Source organism: Sporosarcina gallistercoris (assembly GCF_050459885.1).
In the GTDB taxonomy this organism is placed as follows: Bacteria; Bacillota; Bacilli; order Bacillales_A; family Planococcaceae; genus Sporosarcina; species Sporosarcina gallistercoris_A.
Genome location: NZ_JBCMNO010000007.1, coordinates 1 through 21,282, shown reverse-complemented (window position 1 = coordinate 21,282; position 21,282 = coordinate 1). Strand labels below are relative to the sequence as shown.

19 protein-coding genes and 1 rRNA gene are annotated in these 21,282 nt (G+C 43.4%); 11 read left to right on the top strand and 9 right to left on the bottom strand.

Annotation, left to right across the window (positions count from 1 at the left end):
* The 4 genes from ABE021_RS04920 to ABE021_RS04905 are packed head-to-tail and all read right to left on the bottom strand — an operon-like array spanning position 1 to position 4,633.
* Positions 1–1,482 carry a Na+/H+ antiporter subunit D gene (locus tag ABE021_RS04920; protein ID WP_430287186.1) on the bottom strand — a complete coding sequence of 494 codons (1,482 nt, stop codon included), beginning with the start codon at positions 1,480–1,482 and terminating at the stop codon, positions 1–3.
* Positions 1,475–1,816 (bottom strand): Na(+)/H(+) antiporter subunit C, encoded by a 342-nt coding sequence (locus ABE021_RS04915; protein ID WP_191690395.1) that lies wholly within the window; start codon positions 1,814–1,816, stop codon positions 1,475–1,477. The genes ABE021_RS04920 and ABE021_RS04915 overlap by 8 nt, the downstream gene beginning before the upstream one ends.
* Positions 1,816–2,238: a Na(+)/H(+) antiporter subunit B gene (locus ABE021_RS04910; protein ID WP_430287184.1), complete on the bottom strand. Its 423-nt coding sequence runs from the start codon at positions 2,236–2,238 to the stop codon at positions 1,816–1,818. The genes ABE021_RS04915 and ABE021_RS04910 overlap by 1 nt, the downstream gene beginning before the upstream one ends.
* A complete protein-coding gene (locus ABE021_RS04905) occupies positions 2,228–4,633 on the bottom strand; it encodes a Na+/H+ antiporter subunit A (RefSeq protein WP_430287182.1) in 2,406 nt (801 codons plus the stop codon). The genes ABE021_RS04910 and ABE021_RS04905 overlap by 11 nt, the downstream gene beginning before the upstream one ends.
* Positions 4,634–4,947: 314 nt before the next feature.
* On the opposite strand from ABE021_RS04905, the gene ABE021_RS04900 reads away from it, so the two are divergent.
* Positions 4,948–5,550, top strand: a complete 603-nt coding sequence (locus ABE021_RS04900) for a DUF5366 family protein (protein ID WP_430287180.1) — start codon at positions 4,948–4,950, stop codon at positions 5,548–5,550.
* On the opposite strand, the gene ABE021_RS04895 is transcribed toward ABE021_RS04900, so the two are convergent.
* Both ABE021_RS04895 and ABE021_RS04890 read right to left on the bottom strand, forming a co-directional pair.
* The gene (locus ABE021_RS04895) at positions 5,547–7,400 is read right to left on the bottom strand and encodes a transglycosylase domain-containing protein (RefSeq protein ID WP_430287179.1); all 1,854 of its coding nucleotides are present in this window, start codon (positions 7,398–7,400) and stop codon (positions 5,547–5,549) included. The genes ABE021_RS04900 and ABE021_RS04895 overlap by 4 nt on opposite strands.
* Positions 7,401–7,473: 73 nt before the next feature.
* The gene (locus ABE021_RS04890) at positions 7,474–8,703 is read right to left on the bottom strand and encodes an MFS transporter (protein WP_430287178.1); all 1,230 of its coding nucleotides are present in this window, start codon (positions 8,701–8,703) and stop codon (positions 7,474–7,476) included.
* A gap of 287 nt (positions 8,704–8,990) precedes the next feature.
* Here ABE021_RS04890 and ABE021_RS04885 point away from each other — a divergent pair, with 287 nt between their 5' ends.
* Both ABE021_RS04885 and ABE021_RS04880 read left to right on the top strand, forming a co-directional pair.
* On the top strand, positions 8,991–9,581 hold the full coding sequence (locus ABE021_RS04885; RefSeq protein WP_430287351.1) for a peptidylprolyl isomerase: 591 nt from the start codon (positions 8,991–8,993) through the stop codon (positions 9,579–9,581).
* Positions 9,582–9,616: 35 nt separating this feature from the next.
* Positions 9,617–9,841, top strand: coding sequence for a hypothetical protein (locus ABE021_RS04880; RefSeq protein WP_430287177.1), 225 nt, complete (start codon positions 9,617–9,619; stop codon positions 9,839–9,841).
* A 13-nt stretch (positions 9,842–9,854) separates the two neighbouring features.
* Here ABE021_RS04880 and ABE021_RS04875 read toward each other — a convergent pair whose 3' ends face one another.
* On the bottom strand, positions 9,855–11,030 hold the full coding sequence (locus ABE021_RS04875; RefSeq protein ID WP_430287176.1) for a MalY/PatB family protein: 1,176 nt from the start codon (positions 11,028–11,030) through the stop codon (positions 9,855–9,857).
* A 77-nt stretch (positions 11,031–11,107) separates the two neighbouring features.
* Between ABE021_RS04875 and ABE021_RS04870 the strand changes: the two genes are divergently transcribed.
* Together ABE021_RS04870 and yugI are read left to right on the top strand one after the other, a co-directional pair.
* Positions 11,108–11,371: a DUF1871 family protein gene (locus ABE021_RS04870; protein WP_430287175.1), complete on the top strand. Its 264-nt coding sequence runs from the start codon at positions 11,108–11,110 to the stop codon at positions 11,369–11,371.
* A gap of 128 nt (positions 11,372–11,499) precedes the next feature.
* Positions 11,500–11,874, top strand: a complete 375-nt coding sequence (yugI, locus tag ABE021_RS04865; protein ID WP_430287173.1) for a S1 domain-containing post-transcriptional regulator GSP13 — start codon at positions 11,500–11,502, stop codon at positions 11,872–11,874.
* A 15-nt stretch (positions 11,875–11,889) separates the two neighbouring features.
* Here the strand turns inward: yugI and ABE021_RS04860 are convergent, their stop codons facing one another.
* Positions 11,890–13,209 (bottom strand): sigma 54-interacting transcriptional regulator, encoded by a 1,320-nt coding sequence (locus ABE021_RS04860; protein WP_430287172.1) that lies wholly within the window; start codon positions 13,207–13,209, stop codon positions 11,890–11,892.
* A 133-nt stretch (positions 13,210–13,342) separates the two neighbouring features.
* Between ABE021_RS04860 and pruA the strand changes: the two genes are divergently transcribed.
* The 4 genes from pruA (at position 13,343) to ABE021_RS04840 (ending at position 18,765) form a co-directional block, all read left to right on the top strand.
* Entirely contained in the window at positions 13,343–14,890 is a 1,548-nt protein-coding gene (pruA, locus tag ABE021_RS04855) for an L-glutamate gamma-semialdehyde dehydrogenase (RefSeq protein WP_430287350.1), read from the top strand.
* A 72-nt stretch (positions 14,891–14,962) separates the two neighbouring features.
* Positions 14,963–16,156: an ornithine--oxo-acid transaminase gene (locus tag ABE021_RS04850; RefSeq protein WP_430287171.1), complete on the top strand. Its 1,194-nt coding sequence runs from the start codon at positions 14,963–14,965 to the stop codon at positions 16,154–16,156.
* Positions 16,157–16,236: 80 nt separating this feature from the next.
* A complete protein-coding gene (locus ABE021_RS04845; protein ID WP_430287170.1) occupies positions 16,237–17,481 on the top strand; it encodes a Glu/Leu/Phe/Val family dehydrogenase in 1,245 nt (414 codons plus the stop codon).
* 120 nt (positions 17,482–17,601) lie between these two features.
* Positions 17,602–18,765, top strand: a complete 1,164-nt coding sequence (locus tag ABE021_RS04840) for an iron-containing alcohol dehydrogenase (RefSeq protein ID WP_430287169.1) — start codon at positions 17,602–17,604, stop codon at positions 18,763–18,765.
* A 45-nt stretch (positions 18,766–18,810) separates the two neighbouring features.
* Here the strand turns inward: ABE021_RS04840 and ABE021_RS04835 are convergent, their stop codons facing one another.
* Positions 18,811–19,809: a cation diffusion facilitator family transporter gene (locus ABE021_RS04835; protein WP_430287168.1), complete on the bottom strand. Its 999-nt coding sequence runs from the start codon at positions 19,807–19,809 to the stop codon at positions 18,811–18,813.
* Between the two features lie 192 nt (positions 19,810–20,001).
* On the opposite strand from ABE021_RS04835, the gene ABE021_RS04830 reads away from it, so the two are divergent.
* Together ABE021_RS04830 and ABE021_RS04825 are read left to right on the top strand one after the other, a co-directional pair.
* A complete protein-coding gene (locus ABE021_RS04830) occupies positions 20,002–20,886 on the top strand; it encodes a DMT family transporter (protein ID WP_430287167.1) in 885 nt (294 codons plus the stop codon).
* Positions 20,887–21,211: 325 nt separating this feature from the next.
* Positions 21,212–21,282: ribosomal RNA gene (locus tag ABE021_RS04825) — 16S ribosomal RNA — on the top strand; the annotation flags it as partial.

Below are 21,282 nucleotides of genomic sequence, written 5' to 3'. Positions count from 1 at the left end.
CTACTCCTTTAACACGGCGTTAATATAACTCGACGGATCGAGCAGCACATGGGCCGCATCTGATACGTACGGGAAAATCCACTCAGTTCCGACTCCGTATAAAACGGACAGAGCTACTAGAATCACAGCAGGGAACATCATCTGTTGATACGTTTTACGGTTCGTCGGCTGTAACGTGACCGGCTCTCCCCAAAACGCATAGATGAATATCCGGATGACGGATAGTAAAACAACTAGACTGGAAGCGAGAATCACAATCGTTCCGAATAGTTGACCGTGTTCAAACCCGCCTTGGACAATCAGCAATTTCCCGACGAACCCACTTAATGGAGGGATACCGGCAAGTCCGAAAGCGGCAATAAGAAATAGCCAACCTAGTGACGGATGGGTTTTGATAAGTCCTCCCATTTCTCGCAAATTGGAAGTGCCGGTGACAACAATCATAATCCCGATAATCAGGAACAATGCGCCTTTAATGAGCATGTCGTGAATCAGGTAGAAGACGGCACCTTGCATCCCAGCTTCGTTCATTTGCGATACTCCGAAGAGAATAACACCTATTGCGATCAGGATGTTGTAGATGATAATCTGTTTCAAATCGAAATAAGCGAGTGCGCCGATGCAACCTGCAACGATGGTGAGCAGCGCAAGTACCATCAGGATGGTGTGTGTAAACGCAAGATCATGGACAAAGAACAGTGTGTAAGTCCTTGTGATGGCGTACACCCCGACTTTTGTCAGCAACGCACCAAACAGTGCAAGTATCGGAATAGGGGGAGCAGCATACGATCCCGGCATCCAGAAGTAGAGAGGGAAGATCCCCGCTTTTATCCCGAAGACAAGAAGCATCAGGATCCCGATGACCGAGACGATTCCCGGCTGGCCGATGTCTGTAATTTTCTGACCAATGTCCGCCATGTTGAGCGTTCCGACGATAGAGTACAGATACGCAACAGTGACGACAAAGAAAGCAGATGAAATGACATTTACAAGTATGTACTTGATGGACTCCCGTAACTGTCTCTTCTCTCCGCCAAGAACGATGAGCATGTAAGAAGCGATCAGCAACACTTCGAAAAATACAAACATGTTGAAAATATCACCCGTTGTAAAGGCTCCATTCACTCCTGTAATCATGAAGAGGATGGCAGGATAGTAGAAAAACCGCTCCCGTTCTTCACCGATTGAGCTGAAGCTATAAACGGACACCAATAAGGTAATGACTAGTGTAGACGTTACGAGTAACGCGGAGAACATGTCCGAAACCATAGTGATCCCGAATGGTGCTGGCCAGCTACCGAGTGTCAGTGTTTGGATCCCATCCTGTTTCACTTTCATCATTAGCATTACTGCTGAAGCAATACTGACACTTAGTCCAATGACAGTGAGGACTCGTTGGATGCGTACTTGCTCTTTGAAAAACAGAAGTACAATCGCAAAGAAAAACGGGATGATGATCGGAAACAATAGAAGGTTAATCATGCTCATCATTTCCTTTCATCGAATTCAAATCATCAGTTTTGTGTACGGCATACGTACGATAGGCAAGGACGAGTATGAATGCCGTTACTCCAAAGCTGATAACAATTGCGGTTAAAATCAAAGCTTGTGGAAGGGGATCTGCAAAATCAGATGCGCTATCCGTGAGTACGGGAGGCGAACTGCCGCCGAGACCACCCATCGTCAGGATGAACAAATGTGCTCCGTGACTTAACAAACCGGTACCCAGGATTACTTTAATCAAGCTTCTTGAGAGAATTAAGTAAATCGCAGCTGTGAATAAAATCCCAGCTACAATAGCCATGAGTAACTCCATTACTCATCCCCTCCGATCGATTGAATAATTGTAATTGCTGCACCCACGACAACAAGGTAAACGCCTAAGTCGAAAATCATCGCTGTGTGCAGCTCAGTGTCTCCGAAAAGCGGTAATTCGAAATGTGCAAATGCATGTGTGAAAAATGGAACATTGAACAGAATGGAGCCGGCTGCTGTTCCAAGGGATAACAGTAACCCGACAGCGATCACAATGGTGAAGTTAAAAGGCAATGTCTCTTTCACGGTCTCCAAATCAAATGCAAGTAAAAGCAGTACAATGGCACCTGTCGTTAGCAGACCTCCGACAAAACCGCCGCCAGGAGCGAAATGTCCCGCAAAGAAAATATGGATCGAGAAAAGGAAAATGATGAAGAACGTCACTTTCGTAGTTGTTTGCAATATGACATTATTATTTTTCATCATCGGACCCCTTTCTCGACAAGCGAAGACGGATCATGCCGAGAACCGCGATTCCAGCAATCGATAGGACGGCGATTTCAAACAATGTATCGAAACCGCGGTAGTCGACGAGAATGACGTTCACGATATTTCCGCCACCTGCTTCTGTATGGACGGTATCTTTATAGTACTGTGAAATACTTGAAACAAGCTTATTGGAATGAGCGGACAACGCAACCAGAGTGACAGAAAGCCCGACACCTATTGCAATGATTCCGTTCACCAGTTTGTTCTGTTTCGTCTCTCCGTGTGTCTTTAACGCAGGGAGATGACGGAATGCAAGCAAGAATAGAGCGACTGAAATCGTTTCGATCACGAGCTGGGTCAACGCCAAATCGGGTGCTTTGAACAAGACGAAGAACAAAGCCACTGAGTAGCCGACTGCACCTAATGCAATAATGGCAGAGATCCGGTTTTTTGACATGATGACCATGCCTGTTCCCAAAATTGCTACAATCGCATTCAAAACGGCGAATAGCGTAATCGGGGAAAGGCTGCTCATATCCATCTCAAACGCACCTTTAGCGAACAAAACTACAATTGTCATAACAGAGAAGAACGCAAACATATAAAGTAAATACGTACGGATCAGACCATTCATATAGAAACGGGAAAGCTTATTCATCCCTTTTTCCGAGAATGTCATCACGCCGTCATATAATGCGTTCAAAGAGAACTTATCCGGTTGCAATGCATAGACTGGCTGCCATCTTTTAATTGAAATGAATAACAACGTACCAATCGCAATGACAGCTACTGTCAGCAACATCGGTACATAATTGAATCCATGCCAGGCTTGTACATGAACAGCAGCCTCAGAAGGCAAACTGTAGAGTTGTGGCTGTGCAGCCATCACCGCTGGTGCGACAATCCATTTCCCGACAACGTTCGGGATGAAGAAAAGGGCAATAACGCTGACTGCTAAAATGATAGGGGAAATCAGCATGCCGATAGGTGCCTCGTGCGGCTTAAGCGGAAGCTTATCGAATTTTTTCTCACCTGTGAATGTCTTGAATACAAAGTAGAAGCTGTAAACAAAAGTAAATACGCTTGCAACCCATGCAATGATAGGGAAAAGAATACCCCACGTATCAAAGTTGAACAGTTCAAAGTGCTTTAGAGCAACCATGGATTCCAAAAACAGCTCTTTACTAAGGAATCCTCCGAATGGCGGGATACCAGCCATTGAAAGTCCGCCAATGAATGCTACCGTGAAACTGATCGGCATGACACTCATCAGACCGCCGAGTTTACGGATATCGCGCGTGCCGGTCTCATGATCGACAATCCCTGCAATCATGAACAGGCTGCCTTTAAAGACGGCATGGTTCACTAAGTGGAAGATGGCAGCAAACATCGCTAATCGGAATAGTGCATCGTCCGAATGATAAGCAATTGCTCCTGCACCTAGTAAAGACATGATCAACCCTAACTGGCTCACTGTCGAGAATGCAAGAATCCCTTTTAAATCGGTTTGCTTCACAGCAAAGAACGAGCCCCACATCAGCGTGAGTAATCCAATTCCTGAAACAAGCCAGATCCATACGGAAGACTCTGCAAAAATCGGTGTGAATCGTGCAACAAGATATAATCCTGCTTTAACCATTGTCGCTGAGTGCAGATAGGCACTGACAGGAGTAGGCGCTTCCATAGCATCCGGAAGCCAAATATAAAATGGAAATTGAGCAGACTTTGTAAATGCCCCGAATAATAGAAGCACCGCTGCAAGGGTGAATAATGGATCTCCAGAGTAATCGGCTAATCCGGAAATCAGTTCACGGATCGAGTATGTATCTCCTAAAATCCCGAGAACCACAAAGCCCCCGAGCATCATGAGTCCTCCACCGACGGTTATCATCATAGATTTCAAGGCGCCAAATCGGGAACCGTCCCGAGTGTACCAATAACCGATTAATAGGAATGAGGAGATGGACGTCAATTCCCAAAATAGATAGAGTGAAATGACATTATCCGACTGGACAACACCAAGCATTGCCGTCATGAAAAGCAGTAAGTATACATAAAAGTTACCGAGTTTTTCTTTGTGCTTATCCAGATAGAAAATGGAATACAAGACGACCAACGCACCGATCCCCGTAATGAGCAGTGTGAAGAGAAGACTGAGACCATCCAGATAGGAGACAAAAGAAATTCCCAGTGAGGGAATCCAATCAAACGATGAGACTGCATGCTCTCCACTTGCTGTCAGTGGTAAGTATGTACTGTAGTAGACAAACAAGGCTACTGGGATAATCAGAACAAACCAACCTGTATGTATGCCAGCGACTCGACGGAACAACGTCGGAATGAAAAGAGCTGCTAAAGCAGGCAAGAAAATCAACCAAACAAATTCCACTAAAAATCCTCCTTCCTTGTACTAACATGATGTCGACATTGGTTTAAAGTATAACGTAAACAAGCGCATTTTGCACTGCGGGCACTTGAAAGGGATTGCGATAACTCAATCTCTTCCTATATTATAGAGACATGGAAAAAACCATATAAAATAACCATATTAGTTGGATTAGAGTGTATGCTGAATAATACCGTTGTTTCCCGTAAATGCTTTCAATGATCCCTGCGGAGTTACCGCCCTTGGCTCCAAACAACTATAGTGTATAAACGCATAATCAACTTCTTTCAACAGATATAGTCAGTCTGAGGTGCAATGTGAAAAATCCGTATTTATTCAGTTATTTGCCGTTCTTTTCAATAATGTTGTTCAGTTTAACGTTTGGCGTGTATACAGTCGGCTTTTCAATGAGCTTGTTTCGTGAAATCGGTTTATATGATGGGCTGTTGGAATTTCTGACAGATACCCAGCTCCGGTTGTTCTTGCTAACCGTCTATGCGCTTTTTTACTTCATGGTATTCAGTGCACTCAAACTGATTGCGGCAACGATTCATGAAACAGCTCTGTTATTCTTTTACAAAGCCGCCCCCGAAACAGATATTCCTGTTCAATACGCAACAGACGAAAGAGGTGGCAAACTCATTTACTTCATTGGCGCACTTGCATCTGCTTTTGCGATCCAATCGCTTTACTGGCTGCTGATCGTGTTTTTAACAGTTACGTTCATTTACTTTGTCTACAGTACATATATGTTGCACCATCAGCTTCCATTTTCAGCAATTATAGGTATTATCTTCTTAGAATTCATCGTGTGGGCATTATTGCTTTCTGCTGTGGTTTACATTTTACTAAGACTGTATAACGGGATTGCTGCAAGTATCCCTGGAGTTGAAAAAGACCAGCTGCCAATTGGCAGCTAGTCGGAAAGAGCAGCTGAAAACACCTTCAGATGCAATTTTTGTTCGCTCTGCTGCTGAAGTGATTGTGGGCGATCATAACCCATCCAGATCGCGGCAGTATACTTTTTGTTTAAGCCAGCAACCCATAAGTCTTTATAATGACTCGTAGTTCCTGTTTTGGCTCCTGTATATCCAGTTGTTGAACGAAGGCCGCGAGCTGTTCCGCTCCGTGCAGTTTCTTCGAGCATCGAGCGGATAGTATTTGTTGTCTTTTGTGACCACACTTCTTTACGTTCATCCTGCCATTGGTATAATAACTTCCCATGTCGATCTGTTACAGAACGAATCGCTCTTGCAGGTTTAAACGTACCATCTATGAAGCTTGAATAGGCATTTGCCATTTCGAAGGGCGTCATCCCTTTTTCAAATCCTCCAAGAGCTGCAGTATACTGATGATCCTTTTCGGTGACATACTTGAACCGAAAAGGGGAGAGATAAGCAAACGACTTGTCAATTCCGACACGTTGTAAAACCCGGACTGCTGTTGTATTGTAACTTTGACTAAACGCTTTTTTCACTGTCGAAACTCCATACGAATACCTTCCGAAATTCTCAGGACAAAAGCTTCCAATGCAAATTCCACTACCATCGACAAGAGAGTTTTCCGTATACGTTCCACTTTCTAAATAGGGCGCATATACGAGCAGTGGTTTAATGATCGATCCGGGCTGACGCACAGCTTGAAACGACCGATTGAAGTCTGTTTTTCGGTACCCGAACCCCCCATAAACACTAATCAGTTCACGAGATTGGTTATCCACAACAGCTGCACCGGATTGTATCCCGCTTCCCGAAAGCACACGTGTAATCCCATTCTCGAGACTGAATTGTTTAATCGGGTCCAGTGAAGTGTCGATCCGAACGCCTGAATTGATCACTTCTGAAATACGTTGCGATAACGCTTGTTGAATTGCTTTTTTCGCCTCTTCATCTTTTGCGTTCTCCAACTGAGCAGTAAAGCCTTCTTTTTCACTGATCAATTGTTTTAGTTCGTCCACTACATACGTATGATAGGCAGGGAATTGACTGTTCTTCTGTTTTAACCGGAGCTCGACGGGAGCGTTCTGAGCAAGTTCCCCCTCTTCAGCTGAAAGGACTCCACTGTTCACCAGAACTTGAAGAAGTCGCTCCTGACGCTTTTTGGTCCTGTCAAAATGCTTCAATGGATCGTATAGAGAGGGGTTGTTCGGAATCGCTGCTAGAAAAGCGGTTTCCGCTTCGTTCAACTCTGCTAATGGTTTACTGAAGTAATAAGTAGCCGCAGCACCAATTCCATAAACCTGATTACCGAAGAACATCTCATTCAAGTACATTTCCAAAATTTCATCTTTAGTCGATTGCTTTTCCAGTTCTGCAGCATATAGGATTTCTTTGAATTTACGTTCATAGGTTTTTTCGGGAGATAGAAAACGCATCCGGACGACTTGTTGAGTAATGGTGGATGCCCCTTGACTCAATCCATTGGAATTCGCATTTACCGCAAATGCCCGCGCAATCGCAGCGACATCATATCCTCTATGTTCGTAAAACCCTTTGTCTTCACTTTCAAGAAATAGTTGTTTAGCGAACAACGGAATTTCAGATAAGGCAAGCGGATCGCGCCACTCCGCATATTCTTCTGCAAATAACCGTCCATTGCGATCGAAGAGTGACATGGGGATGGTGACAACAGGTTCAGATAATTCAATGGTTTTTTCTACTTGTTCTTTATACTCATTCGCTTCATGCCATTCCGCTGCGACTTCCTGTTGGAGCCAGAAAAGTAGCGGGAGACTTAACAAAGCGACAGCAAAGCCTGCGAGCTGTCTCACAACTAGTCCCTCCGTTCTTACATGTACCTATACAAAATATAGCACACTCCAGTATTTGGAGTGTGCTATATTTTTAGGTGTTATTCTGTTGTGAATCTGTCAAGAAGTCTTCGAAATCTTGTGTCGGTTTACGTTTTGCATAGTAGAGGAATGCGAAACCAAGCAAGAACAGCACGCCAGTGAAGATGAAGACCGATGAAATACCGACGAAGCCACTAATAATCCCGCCAAACATAGGCCCGATGATATTCCCAAGGAAACGGAAGCTCGTATTGTAACCCATCACTTCACCTTGAATATCAATCGGTGCCTCCCTTCGAACGAGTGCAGTTGTTATAGGGATCATACCGCCCATAGCAATACCGAAGAGCAATCGCCAGATAACAAGCTGCCATAAGCTGCCGACAAATGCTTGAGGTACGATGAAGATGAATGACAGCACCAATAGAAATCCGAGGACTTTTTCATACCCGATATCATCACCAAGCTTGCCCCACTTACGAGCAAACAATAAGTTGCCGACACCTGCCGCACTGAATGTGATCCCTGCTAGAAAAGCGACGTCTTTTGAGTCGGTCAAATGCGAGACATATAGGGAGAGCAGCGGCTGTATACTGAAGTTCCCAATTTGAATGAGTGCAGTTACAATCATTACATTCAACATCAACCGATGGTGAAAGATACTGCTTAAAATCGTCTTACGTGAGTAGACAATTTCCCGGCCCGTTTTCACTTTCCGTTGTTCTTTAATGCCGAATACGATGATGAGGGCAGCGACGATGACAGAAATCGAAGTGATGACAAATGTGTACTTGAACCCGAAAGCATCGGCAAGAAGCCCGCCCAACACAGGTCCGAACAACGTACCGGTCACACTCCCCATCTGAAGTGTACCTAACCGTTTACCGGCTTCTTCACGTTTTGTGTTCGCGGAGATGAATGCAAGGGAAGTGGGGATGAAGCCCGTAACAACCCCATTCAGCAGACGGAGTAAGAAAAACGCTTCAACGGAATGGACAAACCCCATAAGGAAAACTGAAATCGCGATTCCGAAACCATTTATAATAAGTATGGGTTTAAATCCGTATTTATCTGCAACTCTTCCCCAAATCGGAGACATGATGAGGGCAGAGATGAAAGTTGCGCCAAAAACGAGTCCAGACCATTTTTGCACGTAAGCATCCGAGTAATCGCCAAACGTTTCAATATATAATGACAAAAACGGCATGATCATTGTCATTGTCCCTGCAACTAGAAAGTTTGACACCCAGATAATGATGAAATTTCTTTTTTGAATATCCATAGGTGACCTTCCTTCTATAAGAACTATATTTAAGTAGTATAAAACAATTCGACTCCCGAAGGAAGGCAAGTGCTCGTAGTTCGATTTCATCCGATCATGTGGTAAAATGATTTAGGGTGAGAGAAATGCATAAAAAACTGACTATGCTCATGCTTGCTTTAGCACTGATTCTTGTTGTATCCGCTTGCGGAAAACAAGAGGCTGAAGAGAAAGAGGCGGCACCTGCAAAAGGTGAAACGACTCCAGCAGACGAACCAGAAAAAACGATTCCTAAGGAGGACTCCCAGATGTATCCGCAATTATCTAATGAAGTAGCAGCAGGAGAAAAACTTATTACTATGAATACCACGCTTGGCCCGATTAAAATCAAGTTATTTGAAGAAAAAACACCAAAAACGGTGAAAAACTTCTTAACCCATGCAAAAGACGGGTATTATTATGGTATTATTTTCCACCGTGTCATTCAAGACTTCATGATCCAAGGTGGAGACCCAACTGGAACAGGTATGGGAGGAGAAAGTATCTATGGCGATTCGTTCGAAGACGAATTCACGATGGATCTTTTCAACTTGAATGGTGCATTGTCCATGGCGAATGCTGGACCGAACACAAATGGCAGCCAGTTCTTCATCGTTCAGGCTTCTAATTTAGCTGGTGCTAATGCGGATCAGTTGAAAAAAGGCGGATGGCCTGAAGAAATCGCTGACGCGTATGCAGAGCGTGGCGGTACTCCTCACTTGGACCAAAAGCATACTGTTTTTGGACAAGTTATCGAGGGAATGGACGTAGTAAACAAGATTGCTACAGTGAAAACGGGCGCTCAAGATAAGCCGGTTGAAGAAGTGAAAATCGAGTCTATCGATATTCAAGGCGAGTAATTGCGACTAAATTTATCGGTTAGGAAGTGTTATCCATGGTGACCGTTCTAATGCCCTTCCTGTATTTTCCGGAAGACAAATCAGAATATATCCCAGCGGCCATTTCCTTTGCTTTTTTCATGGTACTTCTTGTGCTGACTTTCAGGTGGATTCAGCGCAATTCCAAAAAGCAAGAATTGGAAACGAAAGAATTGGAAGAACGCATTCTGCGGGAACGCAGAGCAACGCGTGAACAAAAAAACGAGCATCCTCATTCATGAGGATGCTCGTTTTTTAGTGATCCATGCCTTTTATGAAACGTTCGACGCCATCCTGAACAGTGGAAAGACAAGTGGCGACATTCATCCGTAAGAAACCGCGTCCGGCTTCTCCGTATTTTGTGCCTGGTTCCAGTGCCAATTTTCCTTTATTGAGTAACTTGTCCATCATTTCTTCCTCTGAAAGACCTGTTCCGCGGTAATCTATCCAAAGTAAGTACGTTCCTTGAGGCTTCGTGATTGTAACTCCAGGGACTCGGGCAGGCAAAGTTTGGATCACGTAATCCATATTTTCGGACACTGTTTGAAGTAGTTGTTCAAGCCAAGGTTCACCGTGACGATAGGCAGCTTTCAATGCAACATTTGCAAAAGCATTCAATTCCATTTGGCCATGTGCCATTCCGTTATCGCGCAACTGCTCACGCAACTCATCATCCGGAATAATCATCATAGCCGCTTGAATACCGGCTAGGTTGAACGTTTTGGTAGGTGCGACACATGTGATGATTCGATTTCCTTCTTCTTTTGCAACTGAGTGTAAAGGAGTATGGGTGTATGGAGCAAACACTAGATCGGCATGGATTTCGTCGGACAATATAATGACATCATATTTAGCACACAGTCGGACGATCTCTTGTAATACATGTACCGGCCAAACAATACCACCCGGATTGTGCGGATTACAAAAAATGAATAATCTGACATTTCTCTTTAGAGATTCTTCGAATTCGATGAAGTCAATTTCATAAGTTCCGTTGTTTTCAATGAGCGTACATTCTTCAAGGGTACGGTTTTGTAAACTAGGTATTCCAGAAAACGGTGGGTAGACAGGAGGAGTGATGAGAACCGTTTCTCCTTCTTTCGTTAGTGTTTCAACGACTGAGGCAATCGCTGGTACGACTCCGTGGTGGGACAACATCCATTCATTCTTAGTTTGCCAACCATGTTTGTTGAACATCCATTCGCGTATCGCGTCTTTACATCCTTCACAGACGTAAGAATATCCGAACACCCCATGGTCCAACCGCTCTTTCAAAGCATCGATGACAGGTTGAGGTGCAGCAAAGTCCATATCTGCGATCCACATGGGAAGGATTTCTTCCGGATTTTCAATTCCATAAATACGATCCATCCGGTCCCACTTCATTGACGACGTATTCCGACGGTCTTTTGTGGCAGTGAATTCTTTCATACATAATCCCCCTAAGTCTGTTTTCTTTTCCTTACCTATGCTATCATAAACAAAAAGAAAAAATCAGGTGACTTGACGTGCAAACTGTAGAAATGAATAAAAAAGCGATTCATTTACTAGAAGAATGGGATCCTTTCCTTGCGGGGCCAGATGCATATGAAGTAGAAATAGCGGATGTCGTAGCAGATCTCCAGCTACTGGATCATCCAACAGATCTGGCGAAACGAATACGTGAAATATATGAACACTCTTATGCAACATGGATTCCTCTAGAAGAGTGCATGCAAATTTCATACAAATTATTAGCTGTGAAATTTGAAGCTAAATGTATCATTTCATAAATTCCGGTTTCTGAAGCTCGATCCCAGTCTATGTGACTATCTTTTGCTCCAAAAGTGTTCAAATGGTATACTGAGAATGGCCGCAATGGCAATTTCAGATAGTCAAAACACAATTGGGAGCTGTTCACATGACAGGTAAATACGAAGCAGGTGAAGAACTGTCAGGTACAGTTACGGGCATTCAGCCTTATGGTGCATTTATCGCTCTTGATGAATCCACTCAGGGACTTGTACACATTTCTGAGATCACTTACGGATTTGTGAAGGACATCCATGAGCATTTATCGGTAGGTCAGCAAGTAACTGTAAAAGTGTTGGAAGTGGACGGGGAAGACAACAAAATCAGTTTATCCATCCGTGCCTTACAAGAACCTCCGGCACCTACAAAGAAATTCAGTCGTCCTCGCAAATCATTACAAGAACGGGTGGACGAACAAGATGAGAAAGGATTCAACTCTCTAAAAGATAAACTGAGAGACTGGATCGACAAATCAGGATATTAAAAGGAGAAGAGGCGTTTATGCCTCTTCTCCTTTTTTGTTTTTTCGAAGTCTATACTGTAGATTTTGCCGACTCATCGATAACGCATTGGCGGTTCTAGTGATATTGCCGTCATGAATGGCCAGCGCCTTTTGCAAATAGTAAGATTCTGCTTCCCGTAAGAATTTATCGAGAGGGAGCAAGTCCTTTTCGCTAGGCGTGATGAAAGAGGGTAACGGAATTGTGCCTTCCTCTTTCACAGCACTTTTACTTCTGAAATATTGAGGGAGCATGTCATACGTAATTGTGGTTTCCGCTGAAGAGAGGGACGCCACTTCGTTCAATAACAATTCCAATTCGCGGATATTACCAGGCCATGCATAGGAAAGGAATAGTGCAGAAACCTCATCCGTAACGTCATTTAAAGCAGTACCTAAACTTTCTTTGCGTCTTGCTAAATATCTTTTGACGAAAGGGAGAATGTCTTCCTTCCTCTCCCGAAGCGGTGGGAAACGGATTGTAAAGGAAGCGAAAAAGTAATACAGCTCCTTTAATAGGCTGCCTGAAGCGATAAGTTCGACAGGGTCTTCCCCTATACTTGCGATGAATTGACGTTTGTGGAGATCGGAGCCTTCCAATATCCTGAGAAGCTTCCGTTGCAGCTCGATGGATAAAAAGTCGATTCGTTCGCAAAATAGAGTGAATGGTGCATCCGTTTTCAACTCAGTCGCAAGACGATCAATCGATTGGTTATCAGATCGATTACAGTAGAGCGTATAAAAGGATGAATCGGCCATAGGAACTTCATGATGGATTCCTTGAGCAACGAGATCTTTCCCAGTACCCGCTTCACCGACAAGGAGGACAGGAAGTTTTGCACGAACTGCTTTTTTTGCTGTAGCGATAATTTTTTTCATGGAATCGGATTCAGCGACAATGTTGTTGAGCAGAACAGGTTCCCGGTCCTTGGTCAACGGCTGAAGAACAAACTTTTCAAGTGCTGTCACGTCATGGGAGAGTTCAACAGCACCAATCAGTAATCCGTCGTTTACAATAGGATATGTGTTATTAATCGTTGTAATTTCAGTTTCGTTTTGGTTCCAATAGGTCTGTTTGATATTCAATTGCTCTTTTCCGCTTTGCAGTACTTCCATTAATGTACTCGGGTGCTGCCGGAAATTGAATAATTCCAGGATGGATAAATCACGGATATCCTCGAGCTCCAGTCCTTCGATCTCTTTCATTTTATCGTTATAAATAATAGTTCGGCCTTCGCTGTCAACAGCATGGATACCAACACCTGCATGCTGAACCGCAAATTCATAAAAAGGAAATAGTGATTCGTCGAAAGCACTCACAGATTGTCACCGCCCAACTTTTTTCTTCGCTTAAACAATAATACTTGCAATGTGCAACATTATCTTGCATTATTATAAGTGTAATTAACAACTAAGTGCAAATATTATTTGCATGACTTATCTGAGGAGGACTATTATGATACCTTACAAACACGAACCATTCACAGATTTCACTATCGAAGAAAATAAAAAAGCATTCCAGGAAGGTCTTAAAACCGTGGAAGCTTACTTGGGTAAAGATTATCCCCTAATCGTAGGCGGAGAGCGCATCATGACTGATGATAAGCTCGTATCTTTCAATCCATCTGACAAAGAAGAAGTTATCGGCCGTGTATCTAAGGCAAGTAAAGATATTGCAGAAAAAGCGATGAAAATTGCAGATGAAACATTCAATACTTGGAGAAAGACTGAGCCGGCAATGCGAGCGGACATCCTTTTCAAAGCTGCAGCAATCGTTCGCCGCCGCAAGCATGAATTCTCAGCACTCTTGACAAAAGAAGCGGGCAAGCCATGGAACGAAGCGGATGCAGATACAGCTGAAGCAATTGACTTCCTTGAATACTACGCTCGTCAAATGCTGAAATTGAAAGACGGTATGCCAGTTGAAAGTCGTCCAGGCGAGTTCAACCGCTTTGACTATATTCCTTTAGGTGTTGGCGTTATCATCTCTCCATGGAACTTTGCATTTGCAATCATGGCAGGGACTACAGTAGCTGCACTAGTTACAGGAAACACAGTGTTACTCAAGCCGGCTTCGACAACTCCAGTAGTTGCTTACAAATTCATGGAAGTACTTGAAGAAGCGGGAATGCCTGCAGGCGTCGTTAACTACGTGCCAGGTTCTGGTTCTGAAATCGGTGACTACCTAGTGGATCACCCACGCACACGTTTCGTATCGTTCACAGGTTCACGTGAAGTTGGAACGCGCATTTTCGAACGCGCTTCAAAAGTCAACGAAGGCCAAATCTGGTTGAAGCGTGTTATCGCCGAAATGGGCGGTAAAGATACGATCGTTGTGGACAGCGAAGCAGATCTTGAATTAGCTGCTCAATCCATCGTGAAATCTTCATTCGGCTTCAGCGGACAAAAATGTTCAGCGTGTTCACGTGCGATTATTCATGAAGATGTGTATGACACTGTAGTTGCTCGCGTTGAGGAACTAACTAAAGAATTGACTTACGGTAACCCAGAAGACCCGTCGAACTTTGCAGGCCCGGTAATTGACCAAGCTGCATTTGACAAAATCATGGGCTACATTGAAATCGGGAAAGAAGAAGGCCGTCTGATCGCTGGAGGAAAAGGCGACAGCTCAAAAGGATTCTTCATCGCACCGACTGTATTCGCTGATGTGGCACCAGATGCACGCATTATGAAGGAAGAAATCTTCGGACCGGTCGTAGCAATCGGTAAAGCGAAAGACTTTACAGAAGCAATTCGAATTGCAAACGATACAGATTATGGTTTGACAGGTGCAGTCATCACAAATAACCGTGAACACATTGAGCAAGCCCGTGAAGATTTCCACTGTGGTAACTTATATTTCAACCGCGGTTGCACAGGCGCGATCGTTGGATACCAGCCATTCGGCGGGTTCAACATGTCCGGTACTGATTCAAAAGCGGGTGGCCCAGACTACTTGCAACTTCACATGCAAGGTAAAACAACTTCAGAAATGCTATAAGTTCATCTTCAAGCAGACGCCTGTCAAAAGACAGGCGCTGTATCTACATACCTAACCGAGGAGGGAATTTGAATGTCAGTATCTCAACAAGTGATTGAACAAACTAATAAATATGGTGCTCCAAACTATCATCCGCTACCAATCGTGATCTCAGAAGCAGAGGGTGTATGGGTAAAAGATCCAGAAGGCAACAAATATATGGATATGCTCTCAGCGTATTCTGCAGTGAACCAAGGACACCGTCATCCTAAAATCATTCAAGCGCTTAAAGATCAGGCAGACAAAGTTACTCTAACTTCACGTGCATTCCATAGTGATCAGTTGGGACCTTGGTATGAAAAAATAACTGAACTATCTGGTAAAGAAATGGCGTTGCCAATGAACACAGGTGCTGAAGCTGTTGAAACAGCAATCAAAGCTGCACGTCGTTGGGCATACGATGTTAAAGGTGTTGAAGATAATAAAGCTGAAATCATCGGCTGTGAAGGCAACTTCCACGGACGTACGATGGGTGCAGTTTCCCTTTCTTCAGATCCTGAATATAAGCGTGGATTCGGGCCGTTGCTTCCAGGTATCAAACTAGTGCCTTACGGTGACATTGATGCGTTGGAAAAAGCGATTACACCAAACACAGCAGCATTCATCATCGAGCCGATTCAAGGGGAAGCTGGAATTATCATCCCTCCTGCAGGATATCTCAAAAAAGCTAGTGAATTATGTAAAGAAAATAATGTTCTGTTCATTGCTGACGAAATCCAAGCAGGTCTTTGCCGTACTGGTAAAATGTTTGCGTGTGAATGGGAAGATATTAATCCGGATATGTATATCCTCGGTAAAGCACTGGGCGGCGGGGTATTCCCGATCTCATGTGTCGTAGCGGACAAAGAAGTACTTGAAGTATTCAACCCAGGTTCACACGGATCCACATTTGGTGGAAACCCGATGGCTTGTGCGGTTTCAATCGCATCTCTAGAAGTACTTGAAAACGAAAAACTGGCAGACAAGTCACTTGAACTTGGGAACTACTTTAAAGAAGAGCTGCAAAAGATTGAAAATGACGTAATCACCGAAGTACGCGGGCGCGGTTTATTCATCGGGATGGAGTTAACTGTAGAAGCTCGTCCTTACTGTGAAAAGCTCAAAGAACTTGGATTGCTCTGTAAAGAAACACACGACACGGTAATTCGTTTTGCTCCTCCATTAGTTATTACTAAAGAAGAATTAGATTGGGCACTTGAAAAAATTAAAAGCGTTTTCACTAACTAAAAATTCTTTCCAATTACGATAGTCAATATGATACTATGAGTAAGGAAAAACATTATGAAACAAAGAGGCGAGCCATTAAAATGACTGAAAACCTGAATCTGTTCACATCGACACAAGTTGTTATCAAAGAAGCACTTGACAAGCTGGGCTACGATGAAGGAATGTATGAACTTCTGAAAGAACCAATGCGCATGACGGAAGTACGTATCCCGATTAAGATGGACGATGGAAAAGTGAAAGTTTTCACTGGATTCCGCGGCCAGCATAACGACGCTGTTGGACCAACAAAAGGCGGAGTACGTTTCCACCCGGATGTTACTTTGGACGAAGTGCGTGCACTTTCTATGTGGATGACACTTAAAGCTGGTATTGTAGACCTACCATACGGCGGCGGTAAAGGCGGCATCATTTGTGATCCCCGTGAAATGTCTATGGATGAATTAGAACGTCTTAGCCGTGGTTATGTCCGCGCGTTGTCTCAAGTTATGGGGCCGACAAAAGACATTCCAGCACCTGACGTATTCACAAACTCACAGATCATGGCGTGGATGATGGATGAATACAGCAGAATTGATGAGTTCAACTCACCAGGATTCATAACAGGAAAACCTATCGTTCTAGGCGGTTCGCAAGGTCGTGACCGTGCAACTGCTGAAGGTGTGACGATTATTATTAATGAAGCAGCTAAACGCCGTGGTATCGATATGAAAGGTGCTCGTATTGTTATCCAAGGTTTTGGTAACGCAGGTAGCTTCCTTTCAAAATTCCTACACGATGCAGGTGCTAAAGTGATTGGTATTTCCGATGCTTATGGTGCATTACACGATCCGGATGGCTTGGATATCGATTACTTGCTCGATCGCCGTGATAGCTTCGGGACAGTAACGACTTTGTTCGAAAACACATTGACGAACCAAGAGTTGTTGGAATTGGATTGTGATATCCTTGTTCCTGCAGCGATTGAAAACCAAATCACAGAACACAATGCACATAAAATCAAGGCTTCTATTGTGGTCGAGGCAGCAAATGGACCAACAACAAGTGAAGCGACTAAAATTCTATCAGACCGCGGAGTCTTGCTTGTTCCTGACGTGCTTGCTAGTGCAGGCGGCGTTACCGTTTCTTATTTTGAATGGGTACAGAACAACATGGGTTACTACTGGACTGAAGAAGAAGTTCGTGAAAAAATGACGCTTAAGATGGTAACTGCGTTTGAGAATGTTTATTCTCAGTCAACTACACGAGGTATTGACATGCGCCTTGCAGCGTATATGATCGGTATTCGTAAAACAGCGGAAGCTTCACGTTTCCGTGGTTGGGCATAACACCTATTTAGAGCACTCCTATAAAAGGGGTGCTCTTTTTCATGTCTTGTTAGCGGGCAGAACAGTTGCAACAGAAACAGTCGTAAAACATAATAGAAATAGTCTGAGGAGGCGATAAGTTTGGATAACTTCGTATTTCAAAATCCAGTAAAGTTGTTATTTGGTAAAGGTCAAGTTGCGAATTTGGCTGAAGAGCTTAAAAAATACGGGAATAAGGTCCTTGTCGTATACGGTGGGGGAAGTATTAAAAAGAATGGTGTATACGATGAAGTAATGGGTGCATTGAAAGAAGGGGAGCTGGATGTTCACGAATTTGGTGGAGTAGAGCCTAACCCTAGACTCTCCACTGCAATTGCAGCAGCGGAGCTATGTAAACGTGAAAGCATTGACGTAATTCTAGCGGTCGGTGGCGGTTCTGTCATTGACTGTACTAAGTTAATCGCTTGTGCTGCTAAATACGATGGCAATCCATGGGATTTTGTAATCCGTAAAGCAGTACCTCAAGATGCCCTGCCGTTCGGTACGGTATTGACGTTGTCTGCCACTAGTTCTGAAATGAATGCAGGCTCCGTTATTACTAATGAAGAAACTCAAGAAAAGTATGGCTGGGGAACTCCGTTGAATTATCCTAAATTCTCGGTTTTGGATCCTGTATATACGATGTCAGTACCTCGTGATCAAACGGTGAATGGAATTGTGGATACGATGTCCCATATATTTGAAGAATACTTCAATGAATCTTCCAATACGCCTTTCCAAGATGAGATGTGTGAGAGTGCTCTCCGTACATTAATCGCTACGGGCGCCGAAGTTGTCGATCATCCAACTGATTACGACTTAAGAGCGACGATGATGCTCGCTGGTGTGTGGGGACTGAACGGCTTCCTGCGCATGGGATACAATGGTGACTGGGGTACGCATGAGATCGAGCACGCAGTATCAGCAGTGTATGATATCCCCCATGCAGGCGGGCTGTCTATTCTATTCCCGGAGTGGATGCGTTATACGATGCATTTGAATCCGCAACGATATGCTCAATTAGCTGTGAAAGCATTTGAGGTTGACCCGACAGGTAAGTCGGATGAAGAGACTGCTTTAGAAGGAATTAGTAAGCTGGAGGAATTCTGGTCTTCGATCGGTGCACCACGTAAACTGTCTCATTACAACATTGATTCTTCCAAAATAGAATTGATGGCAGAGAAAGCTGCGTCAAGAGGACCTCTAGGTAACTTTGCCAAACTCAATAAAAAAGATGTCATCCAGATTTTAACGAATTCATTGTAATAACAAAATGCGAGTCAACTTTACTTTCAGTTGACTCGCATTTTGTTATTCAGGGAGCTTATTTCGGTTTTCAATGAGCTTTGAGCTATTTGTACCAGTCCAAGACTCAACTCCGTCATCACCTACTAAAGAAATGATGACATCTTGAATGCCTTTCTGATTCAGAATAGTCATTAGGAGCCGATCTTTAACTTTCAGAACGTAATCGACAGTGTGGGAAGTGGCAACCTCCGCAATGACTTCCACATGCAGATATTCGCCTTCTTTCACTACTTCAACTCGTTGAATATCGACAATATCAGGGTCTGCTGCAAGCAGATGTGAAATATGTGCAAGCATTTCTTCATCGGTTTCTCCGATTGCCCCTCGCGCATTTTCAAGGAAGACTTTTCCTACTACGTAAAACATCATCAGTCCAATAATTATGGAAGCAACACCTTCAGCAGCGAACCATCCAAAGAAATGAGCAAGTAACACAGCAACAAACGCGATAATACCGCCGCTAGTTGCAACCAAATCTTCCATGAACACTAACTTCGTCGGAGGCTTGGCTTTTTTGAGATGGGAGAAACTTTTAGGGAAAGAAGATAATCCCCTATGTTCTATACCTGCATCGTGAAAGACTTCTTTGGACGCTTTATAGAGAACGAAGGATTCTAACATAATCCCGATTCCGAGAACTCCAAGATTGATCCACAATCCTCCGCTTTCTGTAGGATGAAGGATATGATGAATTCCTCCAACGATGGTTTCGTAAGAAAGAATGGCAACAATCAAGACTGCCCCCAGACAGACAAGATTAACAATCCTGCCAAACCCATTAGGATATTTAGGCGTCGGTGCTTTTTTAGAAAGGGCAGAACCAACATAAACAAACATTTGGTTTGCAGCATCTCCAATAGAGTGCATCATTTCAGCAAACATGGCAACGTTTCCTGTCAGAAAGAAAGCACCTGCTTTAAGGCCGGCGATAATCACGTTAACAATTGCAGCTAAAAGTGCGGGTTTGTTGCCATTTTTTAATAGTTGAACCCAATTGGTCATGAATGTGTGCTCCTTTTACAATGAGAATAGGTGATTCATTTGATTTTACCTTAAACTGTTAGCGATTACCGATAAATTAAGTTGTGAGATGGTAAATGCCGAATTTTTAGACTGGAGATCTCTGATATACTATATGCTATATCCACAAACAAACTATTGTAATCATCAATAGAAGGAAAGTGATGTGAGTTCATGGAAAAACCAGCTATACACCCTGCTATCCCGATCATTATAGGGGTTATCTCGGTGGCTTTATCGGCAATTTTTGTGAAATTAGTATCCGCAGAGGCGGGGGTTACTGCATTTTACAGAATGTTATTCTCGGTCCTCTTCATGTTGCCGATATTCTTATTGAAATACCGAAAAGAAATAACGGTGCTGAAAAAGAGGGATTGGATATTCTCAACACTTGCAGGTGTGTTTTTAGCGTTCCACTTCATCTTTTGGTTTGAATCACTGAATTATACATCTGTGGCAAGTTCTACAGTTTTAGTGACACTTCAACCGATTTTTGCTTTTGCAGGAACTTACTTTTTCTTTAAAGAAAAATTGTCTTTCAAAACTATCATGTCAGCAGTTATCGCAATAAGCGGAAGTGTCATTATTAGTTTTGGTGATTTTCAACTTGGAGGAACTGCGTTTTTTGGTGATATCCTTGCGTTGATCGGTTGTGCGTTAATTACAGCTTATCTATTATTCGGCCAGGATGTCCGTCAAAGGTTGTCTCTTGTAACGTATACCTTTGTAGTTTACTCAATCAGTACGGTTACTCTTTTCTTCTATGTATTAATAAAAGGGGAATCATTCGGTCCGCATTCGCAGTCAGACTGGATGTGGTTTGTACTTTTAGCGCTCATACCGAACTTACTGGGGCACACTTTATTTAACTGGGCGATTCGATGGGTGAGTACAAATGCGATTTCAATTGCAATACTTTTCGAACCTGTAGGCGCGTCGATCTTAGCGTATTACATCTTCCATGAAAGTTTATCGACAGCTCAAATCGTGGGAGGAATCGTTGTTTTACTGGGGATTTTGCTGTTTGTTATCGATGGACGCAAAAAAAATCCGGTTTAATTAAAAAAAAGCTTGCCAACTGGATGCTATATGATGTATATTATTACTTGTCCTTCGGAACACGTTTAATCGGTTTCAAAGGCAAGTAATATTTTTTTAAAATAGTTGTTGACACGATGATTACACCATGTTATGATGTAAAAGTCGCTGAAACAACAGCACAGCGAATAACATTAACACTATGAACCTTGAAAACTGAACAGCAAAATGTCAACGAATTATCGTTTGGGAAACTGGTTCTGCCGGTGGAACAAACACAACAGATCTTAACGGATCTGATAGACATCTTAAATGATGCCAGTACGAATTGAGCAATCAATTCTCTTTTATGGAGAGTTTGATCCTGGCTCAGGACGAACGCTGGCGGCATGCCTAATACATGCAAGTCGAGCGAAT